A 23944-nucleotide genomic window follows, 5' to 3' on the forward strand; every position below is an offset into this window, starting at 1 on the left:
GACGATCGTCTACTTCATCAGCTCCGCGGCCTTGCGCTCCAGGTCCTCAAGCCCGCCGCACATGAAGAAGGCCTGCTCGGGGAAGTGGTCGTACGCGCCCTCGCTGATCTTCTTGAACGCCTCGATGGTCTCGGCGATCGGAACCGTCGAGCCCGCGACGCCGGTGAACTGCTCGGCGGCGTAGGTGTTCTGCGACAGGAAGCGCTCGATCCGCCGGGCGCGCTGCACGGTGATCTTGTCTTCCTCGGAGAGCTCCTCGATGCCGAGGATGGCGATGATGTCCTGCAGGTCCTTGTACTTCTGCAGGATCCGCTTCACCTCGGTGGCCACCGCGAAGTGCTCGGCGCCGACGAACTCCGGGGCGAGGATCCGGGACGAGGACGCCAGCGGGTCCACGGCCGGGTAGATGCCCTTGTCGGAGATCGACCGCTCCAGGTTGGTGGTCGCGTCGAGGTGGGCGAACGTGGTGGCCGGAGCGGGGTCGGTGTAGTCGTCCGCCGGCACGTAGATCGCCTGCAACGAGGTGATGGCCTGGCCCCGGACGGAGGTGATCCGCTCCTGGAGCTCGCCCATCTCGTCGGCCAGGGTCGGCTGGTAACCCACGGCGCTCGGCATGCGGCCGAGCAGGGTGGACACCTCGGAACCGGCCTGGGTGAAGCGGAAGATGTTGTCGATGAAGAGCAGCACCTCCTGCTTCTTCACGTCGCGGAAGTACTCCGCCATGGTCAGCGCGGAGAGGGCGACCCGAAGCCGGGTGCCCGGCGGCTCGTCCATCTGGCCGTAGACCAGGGCGGTCTTGTCGATGACGCCGGACTCGGTCATCTCGGCGATGAGGTCGTTGCCCTCACGGGTGCGCTCACCCACGCCGGCGAACACCGACGTGCCACCGAAGTTCCGGGCCACCCGGGTGATCATCTCCTGGATGAGCACCGTCTTGCCCACGCCCGCGCCGCCGAACAGGCCGATCTTGCCGCCCTTGACGTACGGGGCGAGCAGGTCGATGACCTTGATGCCGGTCTCCAGCATCTCGGTCTTCGGCTCCAGGTCCGCGAAGGCCGGGGCCTTGCGGTGGATACCCCAGTGGTCGTCGGGGTTCAGCGTCTCGCCCTCGGTGAGGTTGAGGCACTCGCCGATCGCGTTGAACACGTGGCCCTTGACCGCGTCGCCCACCGGAACGGTGATCGGCGAGCCGCTGTCGCGCACCTCGGTGCCGCGGACCAGGCCGTCGGTCGGCTGCATCGAGATCGCGCGGATCAGGTTGTCACCCAGGTGCTGGGCGACCTCCAGGGTCAGCGTCTTCTCGCCGCCGGACAGCGTCACGTTGACGTGCAGGGCGTTGAACAGGGCCGGCATGCCGTCGCGCGGGAACTCGGCGTCGACGACCGGGCCGATGACCCGGACCACGCGACCCGTGGCCGTCTTGGTCTCAGCTGGTCCACCAGCAACTGCGGATACAGTCATCACACTTCACTTCCCGACGCGGCGAGCGCGTTCGCGCCGCCGACGATCTCGCTGATCTCCTGGGTGATCCCGGCCTGGCGGGCCGAGTTCATCTCACGCGTGTACTTCTCGATCATGTCTTCGGCGTTGTCGGTGGCGCTCTTCATCGCCCGCCGCCGGGCCGCCGACTCGCTCGCCGCCGACTCCAGCAACGCCGCGTAGATCCGCGTGTTGATGTACTTCGGCAGCAGCGCGTCGAGCAGCGACTCCGCCTCCGGCTCGAACTCGTACGCCGGGAGCAGGCCCTCCGACCGTGGCCGGTCCTCGACCTGCATCGGGCCGATGATCTTCGCCACCGGCGTCTGGGTCATCAGGGAGTGGAACTCGGTGTAGACGATGTGCAGCTCGTCGACCCCCAGCACCCCGTCAGCCCCGGCGTCGCCGTCCACGTCGTCCGCGCCGGCGGTGAACGCCTTGATCAGCGTGTCACCCACCTCGCGGGCGTCGGCGAACGTCGGCTGCTCCGAGAAGCCCGTCCAGTTCGCCGCGATCGGCCAGTCCCGGAACCGGTAGAACGCGACGCCCTTGCGGCCGATGACGTAGAGCACGGGCTCCTTGCCCTCGGCGCGCAGGCGGGCGATCAGCGACTGTGCCGTCTTGATCGCGCTGGAGCTGTAACCGCCGGCCAGGCCCCGGTCGCTGGTTACCAGCAGGACGCCCGCCCGCCGCACCCGCTCGCGCGGGGTGAGCAGCGGGTGGTCGATCCGGGCGTTGGACGCCAGCGCGGTGAGCACGCCGGTGATGGCCTGGGCGTACGGCAGGGACGCCTGCACCCGGGCCTGGGCCTTGGCGATCCGGCTCGTCGCCACGAGCTCCATCGCCTTGGTGATCTTCTTCATCCCCTTCGCCGAGCGAATCCGTTGACGAAGAACGCGTACCTGGGCCGCCATGAGTCAGCCCTACTGCTTCTCGGCGTTGCCGTGGTAGCGGGTCACCGTCTCGCGGCTCTGCTCGCCCTCCAGCGGGGCGGCCGGGGCCTCGTTGATCCGGGGCTCGTCCTCCTTGCCCAGGAACATCTGCTTGAAGCTCGCGATGGCCTGGTCGAGGGTGGAGATCACCTCGTCGTCCCACTTGTGGTCGGCGATCGCCGCGAGGGTGCCCTCGTGCTTGTGCCGCAGGTACTGGAGGAACTCCGACTCGAAGCGGCGGACCTCGCCGACCGGGATGTCGTCGAGCTTGCCCTCGACGCCGGACCAGACGGTGACGACCTGCTCCTGCACCGGGTACGGCGAGTAGTTCGGCTGCTTGAGCAGCTCGACCAGGCGGGAACCGCGGTCCAGCTGGGCCCGGGAGGTCTTGTCCAGGTCGGAGGCGAAGGCGGCGAACGCCTCCAGCTCGCGGTACTGGGCCAGGTTGAGCCGGAGCGAGCCGGAGACCTTCTTCATCGGCTTCACCTGGGCGGCGCCGCCGACCCGGGAGACCGAGGTGCCGACGTTGATGGCCGGCCGGACGCCCTGGTTGAACAGGTCCGTCTCCAGGAAGATCTGGCCGTCGGTGATGGAGATGACGTTGGTCGGGATGAAGGCCGAGATGTCGTTGGCCTTGGTCTCGATGATCGGCAGGCCGGTCATCGAGCCGCCGCCCAGCGCGTCGGAGAGCTTCGCGCAGCGCTCCAGCAGCCGGGAGTGCAGGTAGAAGACGTCACCCGGGTACGCCTCGCGGCCCGGCGGGCGGCGCAGCAGCAGCGACACGGCCCGGTACGCCTCGGCCTGCTTGCTCAGGTCGTCGAAGACGATCAGGACGTGCTTGCCGCCGTACATCCAGTGCTGCCCGATGGACGAGCCGGTGTACGGGGCCAGGTACTTGAAGCCGGCCGGGTCGGACGCCGGGGAGGCGACGATGGTGGTGTACTCCAGCGCGCCCGCCTCCTCCAGGATGCCCTTGATCGAGGCGATCGTGGAGGCCTTCTGGCCGATGGCGACGTAGATGCAGCGGACCTGCTTCTTCGGGTCGCCGGAGCGCCAGTTGTCCCGCTGGTTGAGGATGGTGTCCAGCGCGACCGTGGTCTTGCCGGTCTTCCGGTCACCGATGATCAGCTGCCGCTGGCCCCGGCCGATCGGGGTCATGGCGTCGATCGCCTTGATACCGGTCTGCATCGGCTCGTCCACGGACTGCCGGGCCATCACGTTCGGGGCCTGGAGTTCCAGCTCGCGGAAGCCCTCGTTGGCGATGTCGCCGAGGCCGTCGATCGGCTGGGCGAGCGCGTTGACCACGCGGCCGAGGAAGGCGTCGCCGACCGGCACGGAGAGCACCCGGCCGGTGCGCTTGACGCGCTGGCCCTCTTCGAGCTTCGCGGAGTCACCGAGAACGACGACGCCGATCTCCCGGACGTCGAGGTTCAGGGCCACGCCGAGCGTGCCGTCCTCGAACTCCAGGAGCTCGTTGGTCATGGTCGAGGGCAGGCCCTCGACGTGGGCGATGCCGTCGCCGGTGTCGGCGACGGTGCCGACCTCCTCGCGGGAGACGTCGGGCGAATAGGAGGAGACGTAGCGCTCCAGGGCGCCGCGGATCTCCTCCGTCGAGATGGTCAGCTCGGCCATCCTCTGCTTCCTTAAGTTTCAGGGGCCCGGGATACCTAGTACCGACCGGTCCGAATGGCGTCTGTCAATCCGGGCGCTTCGCGGGGTGTGCCAGCGGGCGCCGGTCAGCGCTTCGCGAGCGCGTTGCGGGTCTCGTTGAGGCGGCGCAGGACGGTGCCGTCGTACAGGTCGGAGCCGACCCGGACGCTGACGCCACCGAGGATCGCGGGGTCCACCGTCTGCTTGACGGAAACCTCTCGACCGTACATCGCGGCGAGGCGGGCACCGAGCCGGCGCTCGTCCTCTTCACTCAACGGGGCCGCCACGGTCACGTACGCGACCTGCCGGTCCCGCCGGTCGGCGGTGAGCTCGACCAGCCGGGTGACCGAACCGGTGAAGGACCGCCCCCCGAACCCGCCCAGCGCCACCTCGACGAGGCGGACGGTGATCGGGCTGGCCTTGCCGGCCAGCAGCTCGCGGGCCAGCGCGGCCCGCCGCTCGACCGGGGCGACCGGGTCGGACAGCGCGCCGGAGAGCGCGGGCTGGCCGGCGACCACCTGACCGAAGCGGAACAGCTCGTCCTCGACCTCGCCCAGCTCGCCGGACGCGTCGGCGCTGGCCAGCAGCGCCTCCACACCCAGTCGCTCGGTGCCGTCGAGCAGTTCCGACGGCGCCGACCACCGGCCGGACGCCAGCCCGGTGAGCAGGTCGAGCGCGCCCGCGCCGACCTTCCCCCGGAGCATGTCGCCGAGCAGCCCGGCGCGGTCCGCGCCCGGCCGGGCCGGGTCGGACAGCGCCCGGCGCAGCCGCGGCTCGCGCCGCAGCAGGCCGGCGACGGAGAGCAGGTCGTCGGCGGTGGCGGCCACTGCCGACGGCTCCGCACCCCGCGCGTACGCCGCCAGGCGCTCGGTCGCGGCCCGGTACGACTCCCGGCTGGCGGCCTGCATCAGCGGGCCCCCGTGCTCTCGAGGCCGCTGAGGAACCGGTCGACGGTGCCCTTGCGCCGGGCCTCGTCGGCCAGTGACTCGCCGACGATCTTGCTGGCCAGGTCGACCGCGATCGTGCCGACCTCCGTGCGCAGCTCGCGCACGATGGTGGCCCGCTCGGCGGCGAGTTGTTCCTTGCCGGCCGCGATGATCCGGTCGGACTCCTCCCGCGCCTTGGCGAGGACGTCCTGACGGATGCCCTCGGCGTCGGCCCGGGCGTCGTCCCGGATCCGGGCGGCGTCGTTGCGCGCCTCGGCGAGCTGCGCGCGGTACTGCTCAAGGAGCTGGTTGGCCTCGGCCTGGGCGGCCTCAGCGCGCTTGATGCCGCCCTCGATCGCGTCCACCCGGGCCTGGAACGTCTGCTCCATGCGGGGGAAGACGAACTTCATCAGCACGAAGCAGAGCACGGCGAAGGCGACGGACCCAACCACGATCTCCTGCCAGATCGGGATGATCGGGTTGTGCGCCTCACCACCCTCAGCAGCGAGGAAGAACATGGAAGACCTCCCGGTCGAAGGGGGGCGGGATTAGGAGAGCTGGCCCTGCCAGATGAAGCCGAACGCGATGCCCAGCAGCGCGAGCGCCTCGATGACGGCGAAGCCGATCCAGACGTACGGCAGGGTCATCTTGGACGACTCCGGCTGGCGGGCCGTCGACTGGATGTAGGCGGCGAAGACCAGGCCGACACCGATACCCGGGCCGATGGCCGCGAGACCGTAGCCGATGGCGGCGGTGCTGCCCTCTACCGCGGCGTAGATGTCCATTAGTGGGTTCCTCCTGGTTATCACGCGTGACGGTCACGCGGGACGACAACTGGTTGGTGCGAGGTGGATCAGTGCTCGTCGGCGAGCGCGCCCTGTACGTAGCTGGCGCTGAGCACCGTGAAGACGTAGGCCTGGAGGCAGATCACCAGGAACTCGAGGAAGGTGAGCGCGATGGTCATCACCCAGGACAGCACCGAGACCGGGGCCAGCCAGGCGTTGGCGCTCAGCATCGCGAAGCCGCCGAGCGTGAAGACCAGCAGGAGCATGTGGCCGGCGAACATGTTCGCGAAGAGACGGACGGCCAGCGAGAACGGCCGGACGAGGAAGGTCGAGAAGAGCTCGATCGGGATCAGCAGCGGCAGGATGTACCAGGGCGCCGGCGGGATCAGGGAGTTCTTGAAGTACTTCACGAAGCCGTGCTTGCGGATGCCGATGTAGTTGAACAGCCCGTAGCTGATCAACGCCAGGAAGGCCGGGAACGCGATGTGCGAGTTCGGCGAGATCTGGAAGAACGGCAGGATCGCGAAGAAGTTCGTCAGCAGGACGAAGCAGAAGAGCGTGGTGAAGTACGGCGCGAACCGCACCCCCGCGTGCCCGATCATGTCGACCGCGATGTTGTTCCGCACGAAGCCGTAGATCGACTCGGCGAGCCACTGCTTCTTCGTCGGCACGAGCTGCGGCTTCCGGTACGTGACCAGGAAGAAGATGATCAGGATGCCGACGGCGATCCAGACCATGGCCGTGATCTTGGTGAACCAGTACGAGTCGTGCGCACCCCAGGGGAGGATGCTGGGCAGGTAGAAGTCGTCCACGCTGGGTGGGAATGCTGCCTCGCCCTGTGCCAGGACGTTCGCCTGTCCGAACACCGCGTCCCTTCCTAAGTAGGCGTGCCGAGCCGGCGGATGACCAGGATGATCCCCCCGGCCATGCCGAGCACGACGCCGATCCCGGTGGCGATGCCGCCGGTGTCGAGCCACTGGTCGACCAGCCAGCCGATGAAGCCCCAGACGAGCATGCCCCCGATGAGGTACGAGAGCGCGGTCCAACCCTGGCCGGCGCCGGTCGGAATGTCGTCCGGGCCGCCGGTGGGTTGGGGGGTTTGGTCACCAGCCATGACGGGGCGAACGATATCAGTCGGGAAAACGAGGCTGTGCCTCACCCCCCGCACAACCGGCGTTGTGTGGGTGTCGGGCGGGCAGTTCGTCTGTGGGCACGCTACTCCCCTTCCGCCACCCAGAGAATGACCGGCATCGGACATATTCGCGCGTCGTACCGATGAGTGGCACGCCGACGGCGTCAGGCCCTGGTCCGGCGCTTGTGGACCGTGCTGATCCACCAGATGTGCGCGCCGGTCCAGACCGCCACGCCGACGGCGATGCCGAGGCAGAGCGGAAGCAGCCCGGCCCACCCGGTCGACGCGACCGCCACCATCACGCCACCCAGGAGGGTGAACTTGGCGGCGTAGAGGCCGAGCCCGAACGGCAGCACGAGCTGCGGGTTCCGCGCGTCCGCCCAGGCCAGCACCACTGTGGTGACGGTGTAGCTGACCACCGTGACGGCCACTCCGGCGGCCACGCCGAGCGCCGCGTCGGCGCCGCCGAGGACGCCGCCGGCCACCGCGCCGAGGGCCGCCACCACGGCGGAGGCGACCAGCAGCACCGGAAGGTGGCGCAGCCGCCAGCCACGGTCGTCGGCCGCGTGCGCCGCGTCCACCCCGCGCTCAGCCACGGTGGTACGCCGGGAAGGCGGCGGCCAGCTCGGCGACCTCGCCGATGATCTCCGGGTCGGTGGCGCTGAGCTGCTCGAAGTCCGGCCCCCAGAAGGTGCGCGTCGCGTTCTCCACAACGCAGGAGTCTATGGGTCCGCCCACCGGAGGCCGCGAGATGCCTCGTCACGGGGGGCCACGCGGGTACGGCCGACCTCGCCCGCCGAGGCCCGCGGCGCGGGCGTACGGCTCACGTGGGGCACCACGCACGCTGATCACGGGGTCAGTTGCCGGTACGGGCGCCCGTGACGCGGAAGGCGACCGACTCGCCGGGCGGGACGAAGTCGCGGACCGGCTCGTCCCGGAGGGTGTCGTACAGGACCCTGCCGACGACGTCGACCAGGCGGGCCTGGACCGCCTTGCCGACCGCGTCTCGCGGGTCGTCGGGGTTCGCCGCGATCGAGGCGACGGCGAGCTGCGGGGTGAAGGCCACGACGGTCTCGGTCCCGTTGCCGTCCGAGCTGCCGGTCTTGCCGGCCACCGGCCGGCCGAGCCGGGAGCGCAGGTCGGCGGCGGTGCCGCCGGAGCAGCGGCGGTACATCGACTGGTCGCCGACCGGACAGCGGGCGGCGTCCGCCGCGCCCCGGGCCACGTCGACGTCGAGCACCTGCCGGCAGTCCGGGCGACCGGCCGCAGCCGCCCGGCCACCGCCGTCGGTGATCGACAACACCGGCATGGGGGCGCACCACCTGCCCTCCGCGGCCACCGCGGCGTACGCACCGGCCAGGTCGAGCGGGGTGGTGGCGGTGACCCCAAGGGTGAACGGCCCCCACTCCCGCGCGCCGTACCGGGCCATCTGGGCGTCGGACTCGGCGCGGAACCGGATGCCGAGCCGCTCGGCCATCTCCACCACCCGGTCCGCGCCCACCCGTTCGGTCAACCAGGCGAAGTAGGTGTTGACCGACAGGCCGAAGGCGTCCCACATGGTCCGGTGGCCGTCCATCCCGAGCGGGTCGGCGTTGACCGGGCACCACCGGCCGTCGCAGTTGGCCGAGTCACCGGCGGTCTGGAAGCGGGTGACGATGCGGGACGGGGAGTCGAACCCGGTGTCCAGCGGCAGGCCGGCCTCCAGCGCGGCGAGCAGGGTGAAGAGCTTGAACGTGGAGCCGGCCTGGTAGCCGGTGATGGCCCCGCCCCCGGCGACGAGCTGGTTGACCGTGTTCGGGCGGTTCTTCCAGCCCGTTGGGTTCTCGGCCACGCCGTAGTTCCGGTTCACCGTCATGGCGAGCACCCGGCCGGTGCCCGGCTGCACCACCGCCGTCGGCGCGGCGCGGCGGTCGTTGACCTCGTACACCTTCCGCACCTCCTCGGTGGCGGTCCGCTGCACGGCCGGGTCGAGCGAGGAGACGATCCGGAAGCCGCCCCGGCGCAGGGTGCGCTGCCGCTCGTCGACTGTGGCGCCGAAGGCCGGCTGCTCGTTCCACCAGCGGGTGAACCAGTCGCAGAAGAAGCCCCAGTCCTCGTGCCCCTTCGGAACGGCCGCGCAGTCGTTCGGCGTCGTGCTGGGCTTCAGCGTCAACGGCTCGGCCTGCGCCGCCATGGCCACGTCGGGCGCTACCTGGCCGGTCTCGACCAGCCGGTCCAGCACGTACGCCCGGCGCACAAGCGCCGCGTCGGCGTCGCCGTTGATCGGGTCGTCGGTGTTCGGCGAACGGACCAGCCCGGCGAGCAGGGCGGCCTCGGCCAGGGTGAGCTTCGCCGGCGGCTTCGAGAAGTACCGCTTGCTGGCGGCGCCCACCCCGTACGCCCCGGCGCCGAAGTAGGCGATGTTCAGGTAGCCGGCGAGGATCTGCTCCTTGCTCAGCTTCTGCTCCAGCGCCAGGGCGTACCGCATCTCCTTGAGCTTGCGGGCGACGGTGATCTCGGTGGCCCTGGCCCGCTCCTCCTCGGTGAGGGCCGGGTCGCTGGCCAGTACGTTGCGGACGTACTGCATGGTCAGCGTCGACGCGCCCTGCCGGGTGCCGTCGCGCTGGTTGGCGGTGAACGCCCGGACCACGCCGCGCGCGTCGACCCCCCGGTGCTGGTAGAAGCGGACGTCCTCGGCGGCGACGATGGCCTGGCCCATCACCGCCGCCACCTCGCTCAGCGGCACGTCCACCCGGTCCTCGGTGTAGAACGAGGTGATCAGGGTGGTGCCGTCGTTGGCGTAGAGGGTGGAGCGCTGGGCCGTGGGCGGCGTGCGCAGCGACGCGGGCAGCTCGGACCAGGGCTCGGTGAGCCCTCGCACGCCGATCCCGAGGACCAGGGCGGCCGGCAGGGCCGCCACGGCCAGCGCCAGCCCGGCGAGCACCCCGGCGATCACGATGGTCATCAGCTTGTCGAGACGGCGGACCCGGATCATCAGCTCTCCCCGCAGGAGCCAGCGTACGAACCCGTCCAGAATGACCCGGAAGCCACCAAGCGCCCCCGGTTTTCCCCAAAGGGGGACGAGTTTCGCGAGAAAAGCACGCGACGCGCCGCAGGACGCGCGGGACGACCGACCCGACGCGGGACGACCGACCCGGCTGAGGTCGGGCGAGGGCGGGCGGCGGGTGGGCGGGGGTGGTAGGCCGGTGGGCGGGCGTCAGGGCAGCAGGGCGGCGGCCAACGGGTGGACGGTCTCCTCGATCTCGTCGGCCACCCGGCTGAAGCACTGGTCGCCCCGCCCCCACGGGTCGTCGAGGTCGTCGGTGCGCAGCGAGGACGCGCCCTGCCGGGCGGCGTGCGCGGCGGCGACCAGGGCCACCCCGCGCGCGTACACCGCGTCGGGGCTGGCCTCGGCGGCCGGCAGCGCGGCGGCGTCCACCGCCGCCAGCAGCCGGCCGAACTCGCCGAGCACGAAGGTGCGGGCGGCGGCGTCGGGGCGCAGTGCCGCCACGTACTCCTGCTGGTCGGCGGTGGCGGTGAGGACCAGGTCGGCGGCGTCGATCTGGTCGGAGCGCAGCTTGCGGGCGGCGAAGCCGTCCACGTCGCCGCCCCGGGAGAGCACCTGCCGGGCGGCCGGCGGGTTCATCTCCTCCCCCGCGTGCCAGCCGCCGGTGCCGGCGCTGTGGCTGTGCAGCAGCCCGTCCGCGCCGGCCAGGTCGACACCACGCCGGGTCAGCCGCTCGCGGACGGCCAGCGCCAGCAGCCGCTCCGCCATCGGCGAGCGGCAGATGTTGCCCATGCAGACATGCAGGACGGTGAACGGCGGCACTCAGCCCACCCGGCTCTCGACGATATCGGGCACGACGTCCCGCAGCTTCTCGAACGGGATCGCCCCGGCGCGCAGCACCCGGGGCACCTCGCCCGTGAGGTCGACGATGGTGCTCGGCACCGGGTCCGGGCAGGGCCCGGCCTCCAGGTACGCCCGGACGGAGTAGCCGAGCTGCTCCCGGGCCGCATCGGCGGTGACCGTCGCCGGCTGGCCGAGCTTGTTGGCCGACGCCACCGCCATCGGGCCGGTCTCCCGCAGCACCTCCAGGGCCACCGGGTGCAGCGGCATCCGCACGGCGACCGTGCCGCCGTCGCCACCCAGGTCCCACGACAGGCTCGGCGAGTGCTCCACCACGATGGTCAGCGCGCCCGGCCAGAACGCCTCGACCAGATCGCGGGCCGCCTGGGGCAGCGTGAAGACCAGCCCGTCGAGGGTGTGCCGGGAGCCGATCAGCACCGGCGGCGCCTGCCGGGTGCCGCCCTTGGCGTCCGAGAGGGCCTTGACGGCGTACGGCGTGAAGGCGTCGGCGCCGATCCCGTAGACCGTGTCCGTCGGCAGGACGACCAGCTCGCCGTTCTTGACAGCCTCGATGGCAGCGGCGATGCCGCGGTCCCGGTCGGCAGGCGACCGGCAGTCGTAGAGCATCACGAGGAGCCAGTCTGCCACGCCCGGGCCCCGCCGGTGTCCTCGGCGTGACCAGGTGCCCCGGGCACGGGCTCCCGGCGGCGGCGGGCGGTGGCGAACCGGGGCCGGCCGGCCAGGTCCCGGTGCTCCTCGACCGCCTCGTACCGGCCGTCGGCGGCGAGCAGCGCCGGCAGCACCGCGCCGTGCGTGTCGTCGTGCTCGACCCCGAGCACCCCGCCGGGGCGCAGCAGCTCGGCGGCCCGGGCGAGCACCGGCCGGATCACGTCCAGCCCGTCCGCCCCGCCGAAGACCGCCTCGTCCGGGTCGTGCGCCGCCACCTCGGGCGGGACGAGCACCGCGCGCGGCACGTACGGCGGGTTGCACAGCAGCACATCCACCCGCCCGGTCAGCCCGGCCAGCAGCTCCGGGTCGGTGACGTCGGCGGCCACCACCTCGATCGGCCGGTCCCCGGCGGCGGCCCGGTCGGCGGCGTTGCGGCGCAGCCAGGCCAGCGCGGCCGGCGACCGCTCCACCGCCACCACCCGGGCGGCGGGCGCCTCCTGGGCCACCGCCAGGGCGATCGCCCCCGACCCGCTGCACAGGTCGACCACCAGCGGCCCGTCCCCCACCCCGGCAGCCTCGGCAGCGCCGGCCGCCGGTGGCTCGGCGTACCCCGGCCCGGCGGTCGACGGAGGACTCCCGGGCCGCAGCCGGGCCTGGTCGACGCCCCAGCCGGCGAGCAGCTCCGTCTCCGGCCGGGGCACGAAGACGCCCGGCCCGACCGCCAGCTCCAGGTGCCGGAAGCCGGCGCTGCCGGTGAGGTGCTGCAACGGCTCCCTGGTCGCCCGCCGGGCGACCAGGGCGTCGTACCGGTCGAGCTGGTCGGCGGTGAGGCCGTCGGCCAGCGCCAGCCGCCCCCGGGGTACGCCCAGCACATGCGCGGCGAGCAGCTCGGCCTCGGCGCGGGACGCCTCGACGCCCGCCGCGGCGAGGACCCGGGCGGCGCGGGCCACCGCCACCGAGGGCCGAGGCCGTTCTGACCCTTCGGACGGGTGTTGCGGAAGGGAGGTCACGACATAATCATGAAGCGTCGCCGGAGCGCGCCACGAGCTGGTGCGTCGGCGCACACCGACAGGGAGGTCGCGGGTGGGCTGGCTCGACCGGGTCAACGACCAGGTTGACGCCCTCACCCGGGCCCGCGCCCTGCAGGAGGTGAGCCGCTCCGCCGAGGCGTGCACCCTCCTCGACGGGGTGGTGCGCAGCACCACCGACCCGCACGCCCGGGCCGACGCGCTGGTGCAGCGCCTCTCCGCGTTGATCAATCTCGGTCGCACCGCCGAGTTCACCCGGGCCATCGAGGAGGCGTCCACCGCCGTCCGGGACCTGCCCGAGCCCTACCTGCACGGGCACGTCAACGCCCTGGCCGCGCTCGCCGCCCACCACCAGGGGGCGCTCGACCGGTGCGTCACCCACCTGGTCAAGGCGGCGCGGGCGCTCGGCGCGGTGGACGACCCGGACCGGGACACCGCGTGGGGCTGGCACGACCTGGCGATGGCCTACTCATACCTGAGCTTCCACGGCTACGCCCTCGGCGCCATCGAACGGGCCCGCCAGCTCGGGGTCGCCGCCGGCATCCCCGAGGAGACCTTCGCCGCCCCCGGGATCCGGCTGCGCAACGCGGTGGCCCTCGACCACAACGGCGACAGCGACGGCTGCCTGCGGGTGCTCCGGGACGTCGCCTCCGACCTGGGCCGGTTCCTGCGCGGCGAGCGGGCCGGCCAGCTGCGGCCGAGCAGCCTCGCCGCGTACGGCTACGCCGCCGCTCGGCGGGCCGCCCTGGGCGACCGGGTGGAGACCGGCACCGACGCTGACCCGTCCCGGCTGCTCGCGCACGGCGGGGACAGCGCGCGGGCCCGGGACATGCGCCAGTTCGGCCAGGTGTGCCTGGCCATCGCCGCCGGCAACCCGATCGAGGCGGTCACCCGGCTGGACACCGCCCGGGTCTCCCACGAGACCCTCGGCGCCGCCGAGGCGGCGCGGCTGCGCAGCATCGCGTACGGGCGGGCCGGCGACCACCCGGCGGCGCACCGGGCCGACCGGCACGCGTTCCGGCTCGCCGCGCAGCGCAACGACCGGCTGCGGGACGTCTACATCGACGGCATCGCCGCCCGGATCGACCACGAGGAGATGCGCCGCGAGGCGGCCCGGTACGAGGGCGAGGCGCTCACCGACCCGCTGACCGGGCTGCCCAACCGGCGCCGGCTGGAGCGCTACATCGCGGCGGTGGTGGCCCGCGGCGAGCGGGTGGTGATCGGCGTCTGCGACCTGGACGGCTTCAAGGCGGTCAACACCCGGCACGGCCACCACTCCGGCGACCTGGTCCTCCAGCGCGTCGCCGGGGTGATCAACCGGGTGATGCGCCGGGGTGACTTCGTGGCCCGCTACGGCGGCGACGAGTTCGTGGTGGTGCTGTCGGGCGCGGGCATGGCCGAGGCTGCCGAGGTGGCCCGCCGGATCGAGGCGGCGGTGCGCACGGAGGACTGGGAGTCGCTGGTGCCCGGCACCCCGGTCGGGGTCAGCATCGGCTTCGCCGAGGTGAGCGGCTCCGGCCCGGGCCTGCGCGACGCGCTCGGCACGGCCTTCGAGACCGCCGACCGGGAGATGCTCGCCGCCAAAACCCGCCCCCGCGCCTCCTGACCCGGTTCAGGGGCCGGTCAGCGGCGGGTCAGCTCGGTGTCCCCGGCCAGCCGGGCGGCGCGGTCGGCCTCGGCGAGGGCGTCCAGCACCCCGTCCAGCTCACCGGCGAGGGCCAGGTCGAGGTTGTACGCGGTGTAGCCGATCCGGTGGTCGGTGATCCGGTTCTGCGGGTAGTTGTACGTGCGGATCCGCTCCGAGCGGTCCACCGTGCGCACCTGCGCCTTGCGGGCGTCCGAGGCGGCGGCGTTGGCCTGCTCCTGGGCGGCGGCCAGCAGCCGGGCCCGCAGGATGCGCATCGCCTGCTCCCGGTTCTGGAGCTGGGACTTCTCGTTCTGGCAGGAGACCACGATCCCGGTCGGCACGTGGGTGATCCGCACCGCCGAGTCGGTGGTGTTCACCGACTGCCCGCCGGGCCCGGACGAGCGGAACACGTCGATCCGCAGTTCGTTCGGGTCGATGGTGACGTCCACGTCCTCCGCCTCGGGCAGCACGAGGACCCCGGCGGCGCTGGTGTGGATCCGCCCCTGCGACTCGGTGACCGGGACGCGCTGCACCCGGTGCACGCCGCCCTCCCACTTGAGCCGGGACCAGACCCCGTTGCCGCCCTCCGGGACGCCCTTGGTCTTGATCGCCAGCGAGACGTCCTTCACCCCGCCCAGGTCGGAGTCCTGCGCGTCGATCACCTCGGTGAGCCATCCGTGCCGCTCGGCGTACCGGGTGTACATCCGCAGCAGGTCGCCGGCGAACAGGGCCGACTCCTCGCCGCCCTCGCCCGCCTTGATCTCGACGATCACGTCCTTGGCGTCGTGCGGGTCGCGCGGGATCAGCAGCTCGGCGAGGCGTTCCTCCAGCGCCGGCAGTCCGGCGGCGATGGACTCCGCCTCGGCCGCGAAGGACGGGTCCTCGGCCGCCAGCTCCCTCGCCGCGACCAGGTCGGCGCGGGCCTGCTCCAGTTCGCCGGCCGCCTTGTTCAGCGGCACCAACTCGGCGTACCGGCGGCCGACCCGGCGGGCAGTGCCCTGGTCGGCGTGGATGGCCGGGTCCGCAAGGCGCTTCTCCAGCTCGGCGTACTCGTCGAGGAGGGCGGCCAGCCGCTCACTGCTCATGCTCGGGGTGCTCCTTCGACGACGAGGACCGGCCGGAGACGGTGGCCCGGACGGGTGGAGATACGGACAGCGCCCGCGCCCGGCAGGAAGCCGGACGCGGGCGCCGAACGTGGAGCTACTTGGCCTTCTTGGCCTGAACCTTGGCGTACTTCTGCTGGAACTTGGCGACCCGGCCAGCCGTGTCGAGAACGCGCTGCTTACCGGTGTAGAACGGGTGGCAGGCGCTGCAGGTCTCGGTGTGGATGGAACCGCCCTTGGCGGTGCTGCGGGTCGTGAAGGTGCTACCGCAGGAGCAGCTGACCTCGGTGGTCGTGTACTCCGGGTGGATGTTGGACTTCATGTCGCCTCGGTCCTTTCGTGGGTGGTCGCCGGGTCGCCCGTGCGGCGCCGGCGCGTGGTGCGCGCCGGGCTCGGGCGTGAACCGGAACCGGTGGCCGATTGACCAGTGTGCCATGGGCGTGGGCCGACCCGTCAGGCGGGCCGCACAGCAGGTCCGGCTTCGTCAACGTGCCGGTCCCCTCCCGCATTCCCACCCCGCCGCCCCGCATTCCGGTGCGGGCCGGCCCCTCTCGATGGAGGGGAACGCCTCGCGCGGCAGCCGAGGGGCGGGCAGCGGGCGGCGACGGCGGGCGTACGGTGGACTGATGTCCGGTTCGCCCCAGGAACAGCCCGGGACGGGGAGACCGCCCCGACTGGTCGCCACCCGGGGGCTGCCCGCCTCGGGCAAGACCACCTTCGCCCGTACCCTGCAACCGTCGGTGGTCCGGGTGAACCGGGACGACCTGCGCCGGATGCTGCACGGCGAGCGGCTCTTCACCCAGTGGGCGGAGGCCCAGGTCACCCGGGCCCAGCGGGCGCAGGTGGAGGCGCTGCTGCGGGGCCGGGTGAACGTGTGCGTGGACGACACCAACCTGCGGGCCCGGACGCTGCGGGACTGGGCCCGGCTGGCCGCCGACTGCGGGGCCGGCTTCGAGGTGCACGACTTCACCGACGTACCCCTCGACGAGTGCCTGCGCCGGGACGCCGCGCGGCCGGCGGACGACCGGGTGGGCGAGGCGGCGATCCGCCGGCTGCACGACCGCTTCCTGGCGAACCGCCCCCTGCCGCTGCCGGTCCCCGAGGTCGCCCCCGGCGCCCCGGCACACCGGGGCGGCGCGAGGGCCGAGCCCCCGGAGATCGTCCTGGTCGACATCGACGGGACGGTGGCGCTGCACGTCTCCCGCAGCCCGTACGACATGACCCGGGTGGCCGAGGACGTGCCGAACGAGGCGGTGATCGCGGCGGTCCGGGCGATGCACGCCGCCGGGTACGGGGTGGTGTTCTGCTCCGGCCGGGACGCCGGCGCCCGGGCCGACACGGTCGCCTGGCTGGCCCGCCACGTACGGGTGCCGTACCTGGCCCTGCACCTGCGGGCCGTCGGCGACACCCGCCAGGACTCCGTGGTCAAGCGGGAGATCTACGAACGCGAGGTCGAGGGCCGCTACCGGGTGGTCGGCGTGTTCGACGACCGGATGCAGGTGGTCCGGATGTGGCGTTCCCTCGGCCTCACCGTCTTCCAGGTCGCCGAGGGCGACTTCTGAACCGTCTCGCGGGGAGCCGTGCGACACGGGGAGGGCCCCTGCCGTCGCGGAGAACGCGGCGACCGGGGCCCTCCCTCACGTGTCAGGCTGCCGGGGTCCTAGCGGCTGCGGCTGCCGCCCGGGTGAGGGTGACGGTGGCCTCGGCGCGGACGCCGTTGACCGTCACCGCGAGCCGGACCGTCGCGCCCGGACGCAGCGCCGTCAGCTCGCCGGTGGCCGGGTCGAACCGGGCCACGTGCCAGGGCCTCAGCCCGCCGGCCGGTCCGACGAGGACGCTCGGCGAGGCGGACCAGTCCGCGCTGACCGGGGCGGCCACCGGCACGACTCGCCCGCCCGGCTGGGTCAGCGTCGCGGTGACCCGGGCCGGAGCGCCGACCGCCACCGTCTCCGGCGCGGTCAGCGCGAGCTGGTCGACGTGGGCGTGGAACTCGGCGGCCACCCAGCGGGGGCCCTCGGCGAGCGGGTCGCGGCGGGCCCGCTCGGCCTCGGCCGGGGTGACCGGGTCGACGCCGAACTCCGTCCAGCCGGTGAAGCCGCCGAGCTGCGCCGGGGTGGACGGATTCTTGCCCGAGTTGCCGTTGATCACGTACGGCACCCCGTCGACCCGGTCGGCGTGGAACGTGCCGACGTGGCCGTTGACGACGAGCGCGCCCTTGCCGGTGCGGTGCTGGAAGTCGGCGAGCCACTGCTCGACCAGCGCCGCCTCCTTGCGGTCGCCGAGCTGGCTGGCCTTGGCCGGGCTCGGGTCTCGCGGCGGGTGGTGGAACAGCACGGCCACCGAGCCGACGCTCCGGTCGGAGGCGGCCCGGTCGAGGGTGTCGCGCAGCAGCTCGACCTGGTCGAAGCCGCTGCCACGCAGCGACCCGGCGGACGTGTTCAGCGTGACGAACCGGGTGCCCGCGTGGTCGAAGACCCGTGAGGTGGCCCCGAACGCGGCGGTGAAGTTGCCGATCGGGGCACCCATGATCTCGTGGTTGCCGGGGACGTAGTAGTAGGGCAGCTCGCCGCCCAGTTCCTCGTCGAGGATCCGCCTCGCCAGGGCGAAGTCCGCCGGGTACGCGGTGTCCACGAAGTCCCCGTTGATCACCAGGAAGTCCGGCTCGGCGGCCCGGATCTCGCGCAGCGTACGGCGGGCCTGGGCGACCAGGTCGCTGTCCGGGGCGGCGGCGACGAACTGGGCGTCGGACATGACCGCGAAGCGCCAGGGCGCCCCGTCGACGGTGCCGTCGCGCAGCACCACCCGGTCGGTACGCGGCTCCTCGGCCGGCACGTCGACCGTCGGGGGAACCTTCGCCACCAGGTCGTCGACGACGATCTCGCTGGTGTACTGGGCGGCGGCGTTGGTCTCCGCGACGTAGAACCGGCGCACCCGCACCGGGTACTGCACCCCGGCCGGGACGGCGAACTCGACGTACTGCCAGCCGGTCCAGGTGATCAGCGGGCCACGCAGCACGTGCTGGGTGTCCTGGGCGTCGTGCAGGTGCAGGCTGGGCCACTCCCCCTTGCCGCTGCCGTTGATCCACATGCCGAACGCCTGCGGCTGGCCGGGCACCTCGATCCAGGCCGGCGGGTCGGCGTACGCGGCGCGGGTGCCGGTGGACTGGCTGAAGTCGTACGACATCTTGAGGCCGGTGCCGGTGTGGCCCGGCGCCGGGGCGACGGAGCCGCTGGCCCGGGCCTGGCTGAACTTCCAGGACGCCGCGTCGTCGAAGGTGGCCACCGGGACGTCGGTGAGCCCGACGGTGACCGGCAGCACGGTGGTCCGGGCCCCGACGTGCACGGTGACCAGGGCGGAGCCGCTGTCGGTGAGCGCCTTCACCGAGAGGTTGCCGTCCTCGGTGGGGGTGACGTCGAGCAGGCTCCGGTCGTAGTCGAGCCGCAGGTCGGCGGGCTCGATCGGGGCGGTGTTGCCCTCGGCGTCGTAGCCGACGACGCCGAACGGGGCGGCGTCGCCGGACCGGTTCAGCCCGACCCGGTCGGTCGTGGCGTCGATCCGGGCCAACGGGCCGAGCACGGTGAGGTCGAGCCGGCCGCTGGCCCCGCCCCGCCAGGCGGTGACGGTGCTGCGGCCGGGCGCCCCGGCCCGGAAGACCCCGTCGCCGGTCACCTTCCCGTGCACGGCCGGGTTCGCCCGCCACGCCGGGGCGCCGGCCGCCGGGCCGTACGTCTCGTCGTGGCCGGCGGCGGCGAGCCGGCGGGTCAGGCCGGGGAAGACCCGGTCGGGCCGGCCGCCCCGGACCGGGGCGACGCCCGGCGCGGCGGTGGGGTCGCTGGTGGTGCGCAGCCAGTAGCCGGTGAGCCGGCCGCTGCCCTTCGGCGCGAAGATGGCCAGGCCGTTTGGCACGGCGCGCTCGGAGCCGTCGGACGGGCTGTTCGCCACCTCGACGGTCGCCTCGCCGGGGCGGCGGGCCAGCAGGGTCGAGGAGCCGCCGCCGTCGAGGTTGAGCGCGGTCCACGCGCCCAGCTCGGCCATCATCCGGCCCATCTCGGTCTGGCTGACGCCCCGGCTGTCCACCTGCCGGCCGTCCACGGTGAGCATGATCATGCGCTTGCCGTCGGCGGTGAAGCCGACCGCGGTGCGCGGCGCCAGGGAGGCGTCGGCGATGCTCTGCACCGCCCCGTCGCGGACCAGCACGTTGCTGCCGCCGACCGCCGCGCGCAGGGTGCCGCCGTCGGATGGCTTCGGCTGGTACGCCACGCTCACCGCGTCGCCGGGCCGCAGGCCGGCGAGGGCGTCCGCGCCGGCGTCCCGGCCGAGCAGCACGGTGGTGCCGGCGGGGATCGGGCCGGTTCCGGCCGCCGTGGTCACCGTCGCGACGCGGCCGCCGACCACGGTCACCTCGGCGACGCGCTGCGCCCCCTCCACCGCCCGTTCCCGGGGGTACGCGCCCCAGAGCGGGGTGAACAGGCCGATCCCGTTCGCCTGCACCATGTTGTTGAACTGGGTCAGCGGCACCGGGCCGGCGGGCAGGGTGGCGGTGCCGTCGAAGTTCACCTGGATCACCCGGCCGAGACCGTCGGCGCTGATCGCGACGGCGTTGTTGTGCCCGGCGACGGGCGACTGGACCAGTTCCCCGGCGCGTACCCCGATTCCCTGGGCCGCCCCCGAGTTGTTGATGTCGAAGAAGTCGCCGTTGACGGCGGCGACGGCCCGGGACCGGTCCACCGCGCCGCGCAGCGGCTCGGCCTTCGACACCTCGCCGGAGTTGACGTAGTCCACGGTGACCCCGCCGGTGAGGTCGGCGGTCAGCGCGTCGGCGCGTAGCCAGCCGTCGGCGTCGTAGCGGTCGAAGGAGGTCAGGTCGAGGCCGGGGGCGACCGGCCGAACGGTCTTCGCGGTTTCCAGGCCACCGGCCGGCTCGACGCCGGAGGCGGCGCGGGTGGCGGCGCTGGCCGCGGCCGGGTCACCGGCGAGGGCGACCGCGTCGGCGGGGGCGGACGAGGCACGGGGGGCGTCCTCGGCGGCGGTCCCGCCGGCCAGGGCCGGGGGTGGGCCGGCCGTGGCCGGCGCGGGGCCGGTCAGGGTGAGTAGCGGCGTCAGCAGCAGGACGCCGGCGAGGTGAGCGGATCGACTGCGGGTGCGCATGGACGCCAGTCAACCCGACGGTGAACAGAAGTTTCAATACCTAGCGGCTTAACCGAAGGAAAACTTCACGTCGGCCGACCATGCCGGCCTGCCCGACGACGCGGAAGGGCACGGCCGCGAGCGGCCGTGCCCTTCCGTCAGTCCCTCCGGGTCAATCCCCCGGCGTGGACTTCGCGATCTGCATCAGGAACTCGATGTTGGTGCGGCTCTGCTTGAGCTTGTCGAGCAGCAGTTCCATCGCCGCCTGCGAGTCCAGCGAGTGCAGCACCTTCCGGAGCTTGTGAAGGATGGCCAACTCCTCCGGCGCGAGCAGGACCTCCTCCTTACGCGTACCGGACGGGTTGATGTCGATGGCCGGGAAGGTCCGCTTGTCGGCGATCCTCCGGTCCAGCTTCAGCTCCGCGTTGCCGGTGCCCTTGAACTCCTCGAAGATGACCGTGTCCGCCATGGACCCGGTCTCCACCAGCGCCGTGGCGATGATGGTCAACGACCCGCCGTTCTCGATGTTGCGGGCCGCACCGAGGAAGCGCTTCGGCGGGTAGAGCGCCGTGGAGTCGATACCGCCCGACATGATCCGGCCCGAGGCCGGTGCCGCCAGGTTGTACGACCGACCGAGCCGGGTCACGGAGTCGAGCAGCACGACGACGTCGTGCCCCAGCTCGACCAGGCGCTTCGCCCGCTCGATCGCCAGCTCCGCCACCGTGGTGTGGTCCTGCGGCGGACGGTCGAACGTGGCCGCGATGACCTCGCCCTTGATCGACCGCTGCATGTCGGTGACCTCTTCGGGCCGCTCGTCAACCAGCACCACCATCAGGTGGCACTCCGGGTTGTTGTGCGTGATCGCGTTCGCGATCGCCTGGAGCACCATCGTCTTACCCGCCTTGGGCGGCGACTGGATGAGTGCCCGCTGGCCCTTGCCGATCGGCATGACCAGGTCGATGACCCGGGTCGTCAGGATGTGCGGCTCGGTCTCCAACCGCAGGCGCTCCTGCGGGTAGAGCGGGGTGAGCTTGTAGAACTCCGGCCGACGCTTCGCCTCGTCCGGCTCCATCCCGTTGATGGTGTCCAGCCGCATCAGCGGGTTGTACTTGTCCCGCCGCTGCTCGCCGTCCCGAGCCGAACGCACCGCACCGGTGATCGCGTCACCGCGTCGCAGGCCGTACTTCTTGATCTGGGACATCGAGACGTACACGTCGTTCGGGCCGGCCAGGTAGCCGGTGGTCCGGACGAAGGCGTAGTTGTCGAGCACGTCGATGATGCCGGCGACCGGGACGAGGACGTCGTCCTCGCCCACCTGCGGCTCGCGGCCTCCGCCGCCACCGCCACCGCCGACGCCGGCACCGACGCCGTCCTCGCCGCGCTCGCCACGGCCCCGACGACGGTCCCGGAAGCGACTGCGCCGGCCCCGCCGGCCGCCGTTCTCGTCGTCGTCGTCGTTGGCGTTGTTGTCACGATCTGCGCGCGGGCCCCGGTCGTTACGGTCGCCCCGGTCGTTACGGTCGTTGCGCTCACCGCGATCGGTCCGCTCGCCACGCTCGCCACGCTCGGTCCGCTCGGTCCGCTCGGTCCGCTCGCCACGCTCGGTCCGGTCGGTCCGCTCGGTCCGGTCGGTCCGCTCGGTCCGGTCGGTCCGGTCGGTCCGGTCGGCACGCTCGGCACGCTCGGTCCGGTCGGCACGCTCGGTCCGGTCGGCACGCTCGGGACGCTCGGCACGCTCGGGACGCTCGGCACGCTCGGGACGCTCGGGCCGCTCGGGCCGCTCGGGCCGCTCAGCCCGCTCAGCCCGCTCGGGACGCTCAGCCCGGTCGGCACGCTCGGCCCGCTCGGGCCGCTCAGTCCGCTCGGCCTGGTCCCGGCCGCCCCGGCCCTCGCCGCGCTCCCGGCGGCCCTCGCCGCGCTCGGCGGATTCGGTGACGGCCGCGGCCGGCGCCTCCTCGGCACGAGGCTCGGCCGGCCGGGTCTCGGCCTCGGTGGCCCGGGACTCGACAGTGGCGGCGGCGGCCCGGCTACGCCGGGCCCTGGTCCGGCCCTCGGTCGGCGCGGCAACGGCCGGCTCGGCCTGGGCCCGCTTCTGGTCGGCGCCGGACGGGGTCTGGGAGACCTCCACATGCACCTCCTCACGGGCGGGGGCAGCAGCCGCGACCTCGGCCCGCGGTCGAGGGGTCCCGGTGGCGGCACCGCCCTGACGTTCGGTGATCGCGCTGATCAGCTCGCCCTTGCGCATGCGAGCCGTGCCAGAGATGCCGAGCGACGCGGCCAGGCTCTGCAGCTCCGGCAGCAGCATCGCCGACAGGCCGGTGCCGCTGCGCCGACGGCGAACGGGGGCGGCGGCGGTGGCGTCGCCAGCGACGTTGGAAACATCCGACGTCACGTCGGTGGTGTCGCTCAATGGATTCCTTCCCTCGATAGGCCGGGACTGCCCGGAGTCGACAAGCAGGTGGCCGGGCGGCCTCGGTGCACCCGCCTCGCATGACGCGTCGCGGGAGACTGTAAACAGCAGCCGGTCGGGTTTCCCGACTCACCAACATCGGTGAGCAGGTCTCGCCGTCTGCGGGCGACCTGCGGAAACTGCGGTGCGGCGTGGGCCTTAAGCAGAGGTGACGGGCTGACCGCCGAGAGCTTCGGGGGTGCGCCGACCCGCAGGAAGATCGCATGCTTCGCGGCTGTGCTAAGTCTAGAGCGTAATCAACTCTTCCGACCTGCGGCAACAGGGTCCCGCTCGGCGTGTCCAAGTCTACCCCGTGCGACCCGTGCTCCGTGCACGTCTATGGCCAACCGCAGAATCCGCCAACCTGTTCCCACCGAGAAGTCCGGGCCAGGCTCGCTCAGCGCCAGCACCGTCGGCCCCGCCCCACTGACCACGGCAGCCACACCGGCCGCACGCAGCGCTCCGACCAGGGCAGACGTGCCGGGCATCCCCTCGGCGCGGTAGTCCTGGTGCAGCCGGTCGACCGTGGCGGGCAGCAGCAGGGCCGGCTCGGCGGTCAGGGCGTGCACCAGCAGCGCGGCCCGGCCGGCGGTGAGCGCGGCGTCGGCATGCGGGACGGTGCCGGGCAGCGCGGCCCGGGCCACGGCGGTCAGGCCGCGCTCCTCGGGCACGAAGACCATCGGCCGCACCCGGTCGTCGACGGCCAGCGAGACCGCGCGGGCGCCGGACGGCTCCGTCCAGGCGATCGTGAAGCCGCCGAGCAGGCAGGGGGCGACATTGTCCGGGTGTCCCTCGATCTCCGCCGCCAGCCGCAGCGCGCCCGCGTCGTCCAGCCGGGTGTCGCCGTCGACGACCAGCGCCCGGGCGAGCTGCACGCCGGCCACGATGGCGGCCGACGAGGAGCCCAGGCCGCGGGCCTGCGGGATCCGGTTGACACATTCCACGGCGAAGCCCGGCGGCTGGCCGCCCAGCGCGTCGAAGGTGGCCCGCATCGCCCGGGCGACGAGGTGCGCGTCGTCGTCGGGCAGCTCACCCGCGCCCTCCCCGGTCACCGTCACCCGGATGCCATCGGGCACCACCTCGGCGGCCACGTCGTCGTGCAGGCCGAGCGCCAGCCCCAACGCGTCGAACCCCGGGCCGAGATTGGCGCTGGTGGCGGGGACCCGGACCTTGACCGGCCCGGACACGAATGTCGTCGGCACGCGCTCATGCTA

At 72.9% G+C, this 23944-nt stretch carries 21 protein-coding genes; 2 read left to right on the forward strand and 19 right to left on the reverse strand.

Annotated elements, in window-relative coordinates; genetic code table 11:
• Positions 1-9 precede the first annotated feature (9 nt).
• The 14 genes from atpD to prmC form a co-directional block, all read right to left on the reverse strand.
• Entirely contained in the window at positions 10-1461 is a 1452-nt protein-coding gene (gene atpD / locus OG617_RS08240; protein ID WP_396684200.1) for a F0F1 ATP synthase subunit beta, read from the reverse strand.
• A complete protein-coding gene (locus OG617_RS08245; protein WP_396684199.1) occupies positions 1461-2390 on the reverse strand; it encodes a F0F1 ATP synthase subunit gamma in 930 nt (309 codons plus the stop codon). The genes atpD and OG617_RS08245 overlap by 1 nt, the downstream gene beginning before the upstream one ends.
• A 9-nt stretch (positions 2391-2399) precedes the next feature.
• Entirely contained in the window at positions 2400-4040 is a 1641-nt protein-coding gene (gene atpA, locus OG617_RS08250; protein WP_396684197.1) for a F0F1 ATP synthase subunit alpha, read from the reverse strand.
• 104 nt (positions 4041-4144) lie between these two features.
• A complete protein-coding gene (locus OG617_RS08255; protein WP_387015727.1) occupies positions 4145-4966 on the reverse strand; it encodes a F0F1 ATP synthase subunit delta in 822 nt (273 codons plus the stop codon).
• Positions 4966-5502, reverse strand: coding sequence for a F0F1 ATP synthase subunit B (locus OG617_RS08260; protein WP_387015724.1), 537 nt, complete (start codon positions 5500-5502; stop codon positions 4966-4968). Before OG617_RS08260 ends, OG617_RS08255 begins: the two co-directional genes overlap by 1 nt.
• Before the next feature lie 30 nt (positions 5503-5532).
• Positions 5533-5769 carry a F0F1 ATP synthase subunit C gene (locus OG617_RS08265; protein ID WP_405100142.1) on the reverse strand — a complete coding sequence of 79 codons (237 nt, stop codon included), beginning with the start codon at positions 5767-5769 and terminating at the stop codon, positions 5533-5535.
• Between the two features lie 68 nt (positions 5770-5837).
• Complete coding sequence (gene atpB / locus OG617_RS08270; protein ID WP_405100144.1) at positions 5838-6635, reverse strand: F0F1 ATP synthase subunit A; 798 nt, start codon at positions 6633-6635, stop codon at positions 5838-5840.
• Positions 6636-6646: 11 nt separating this feature from the next.
• Positions 6647-6883 carry an AtpZ/AtpI family protein gene (locus tag OG617_RS08275; RefSeq protein ID WP_161685176.1) on the reverse strand — a complete coding sequence of 79 codons (237 nt, stop codon included), beginning with the start codon at positions 6881-6883 and terminating at the stop codon, positions 6647-6649.
• A gap of 182 nt (positions 6884-7065) precedes the next feature.
• On the reverse strand, positions 7066-7497 hold the full coding sequence (locus OG617_RS08280) for a hypothetical protein (protein ID WP_405100146.1): 432 nt from the start codon (positions 7495-7497) through the stop codon (positions 7066-7068).
• Positions 7490-7612: a hypothetical protein gene (locus tag OG617_RS08285; protein ID WP_405100148.1), complete on the reverse strand. Its 123-nt coding sequence runs from the start codon at positions 7610-7612 to the stop codon at positions 7490-7492. Before OG617_RS08285 ends, OG617_RS08280 begins: the two co-directional genes overlap by 8 nt.
• A 145-nt stretch (positions 7613-7757) precedes the next feature.
• The gene (locus OG617_RS08290) at positions 7758-9875 is read right to left on the reverse strand and encodes a transglycosylase domain-containing protein (protein WP_405100151.1); all 2118 of its coding nucleotides are present in this window, start codon (positions 9873-9875) and stop codon (positions 7758-7760) included.
• A gap of 222 nt (positions 9876-10097) precedes the next feature.
• Positions 10098-10709 (reverse strand): phosphotyrosine protein phosphatase, encoded by a 612-nt coding sequence (locus OG617_RS08295; protein ID WP_405100153.1) that lies wholly within the window; start codon positions 10707-10709, stop codon positions 10098-10100.
• Positions 10710-11375 (reverse strand): L-threonylcarbamoyladenylate synthase, encoded by a 666-nt coding sequence (locus OG617_RS08300; protein WP_396684181.1) that lies wholly within the window; start codon positions 11373-11375, stop codon positions 10710-10712.
• Entirely contained in the window at positions 11354-12406 is a 1053-nt protein-coding gene (prmC, locus tag OG617_RS08305) for a peptide chain release factor N(5)-glutamine methyltransferase (RefSeq protein ID WP_405100155.1), read from the reverse strand. Before prmC ends, OG617_RS08300 begins: the two co-directional genes overlap by 22 nt.
• Before the next feature lie 73 nt (positions 12407-12479).
• On the opposite strand from prmC, the gene OG617_RS08310 reads away from it, so the two are divergent.
• Positions 12480-14030 (forward strand): GGDEF domain-containing protein, encoded by a 1551-nt coding sequence (locus OG617_RS08310; protein ID WP_405100157.1) that lies wholly within the window; start codon positions 12480-12482, stop codon positions 14028-14030.
• Positions 14031-14047: 17 nt separating this feature from the next.
• Here OG617_RS08310 and prfA read toward each other — a convergent pair whose 3' ends face one another.
• A complete protein-coding gene (prfA, locus tag OG617_RS08315; protein WP_396684175.1) occupies positions 14048-15136 on the reverse strand; it encodes a peptide chain release factor 1 in 1089 nt (362 codons plus the stop codon).
• Positions 15137-15251: 115 nt separating this feature from the next.
• A complete protein-coding gene (gene rpmE / locus OG617_RS08320; protein WP_396684173.1) occupies positions 15252-15476 on the reverse strand; it encodes a 50S ribosomal protein L31 in 225 nt (74 codons plus the stop codon).
• A 304-nt stretch (positions 15477-15780) separates the two neighbouring features.
• Between rpmE and OG617_RS08325 the strand changes: the two genes are divergently transcribed.
• Complete coding sequence (locus OG617_RS08325) at positions 15781-16716, forward strand: AAA family ATPase (RefSeq protein WP_405100160.1); 936 nt, start codon at positions 15781-15783, stop codon at positions 16714-16716.
• Between the two features lie 82 nt (positions 16717-16798).
• Here the strand turns inward: OG617_RS08325 and OG617_RS08330 are convergent, their stop codons facing one another.
• From OG617_RS08330 to thrB, 3 genes are all read right to left on the reverse strand, one after another.
• Entirely contained in the window at positions 16799-20302 is a 3504-nt protein-coding gene (locus OG617_RS08330; protein ID WP_405100162.1) for a phosphodiester glycosidase family protein, read from the reverse strand.
• 151 nt (positions 20303-20453) lie between these two features.
• Positions 20454-22691, reverse strand: a complete 2238-nt coding sequence (rho, locus tag OG617_RS08335; RefSeq protein WP_405100164.1) for a transcription termination factor Rho — start codon at positions 22689-22691, stop codon at positions 20454-20456.
• Between the two features lie 296 nt (positions 22692-22987).
• Positions 22988-23932 (reverse strand): homoserine kinase, encoded by a 945-nt coding sequence (thrB, locus tag OG617_RS08340; RefSeq protein WP_405100166.1) that lies wholly within the window; start codon positions 23930-23932, stop codon positions 22988-22990.
• Positions 23933-23944 lie beyond the last annotated feature (12 nt).

This window comes from Micromonospora sp. NBC_01412, assembly GCF_045040215.1.
Classification (GTDB): domain Bacteria; phylum Actinomycetota; class Actinomycetes; order Mycobacteriales; family Micromonosporaceae; genus Micromonospora; species Micromonospora rubida.

Excerpts from the sequence above, each read along its gene's own strand:
- prfA (WP_396684175.1), bottom strand. The coding sequence starts at position 15,136 with ATGAGCAGTGAGCGGCTGGCCGCCCTCCTCGACGAGTACGCCGAGCTG.
- OG617_RS08290 (WP_405100151.1), bottom strand. The coding sequence starts at position 9,875 with ATGATCCGGGTCCGCCGTCTCGACAAGCTGATGACCATCGTGATCGCC.
- rpmE (WP_396684173.1), bottom strand. The coding sequence starts at position 15,476 with ATGAAGTCCAACATCCACCCGGAGTACACGACCACCGAGGTCAGCTGC.
- atpD (WP_396684200.1), bottom strand. The coding sequence starts at position 1,461 with ATGACTGTATCCGCAGTTGCTGGTGGACCAGCTGAGACCAAGACGGCC.
- OG617_RS08275 (WP_161685176.1), bottom strand. The coding sequence starts at position 6,883 with ATGGCTGGTGACCAAACCCCCCAACCCACCGGCGGCCCGGACGACATT.
- atpA (WP_396684197.1), bottom strand. The coding sequence starts at position 4,040 with ATGGCCGAGCTGACCATCTCGACGGAGGAGATCCGCGGCGCCCTGGAG.
- OG617_RS08260 (WP_387015724.1), bottom strand. The coding sequence starts at position 5,502 with ATGTTCTTCCTCGCTGCTGAGGGTGGTGAGGCGCACAACCCGATCATC.
- OG617_RS08330 (WP_405100162.1), bottom strand. The coding sequence starts at position 20,302 with ATGCGCACCCGCAGTCGATCCGCTCACCTCGCCGGCGTCCTGCTGCTG.
- OG617_RS08325 (WP_405100160.1), top strand. The coding sequence starts at position 15,781 with ATGTCCGGTTCGCCCCAGGAACAGCCCGGGACGGGGAGACCGCCCCGA.
- OG617_RS08245 (WP_396684199.1), bottom strand. The coding sequence starts at position 2,390 with ATGGCGGCCCAGGTACGCGTTCTTCGTCAACGGATTCGCTCGGCGAAG.
- OG617_RS08265 (WP_405100142.1), bottom strand. The coding sequence starts at position 5,769 with ATGGACATCTACGCCGCGGTAGAGGGCAGCACCGCCGCCATCGGCTAC.
- OG617_RS08255 (WP_387015727.1), bottom strand. The coding sequence starts at position 4,966 with ATGCAGGCCGCCAGCCGGGAGTCGTACCGGGCCGCGACCGAGCGCCTG.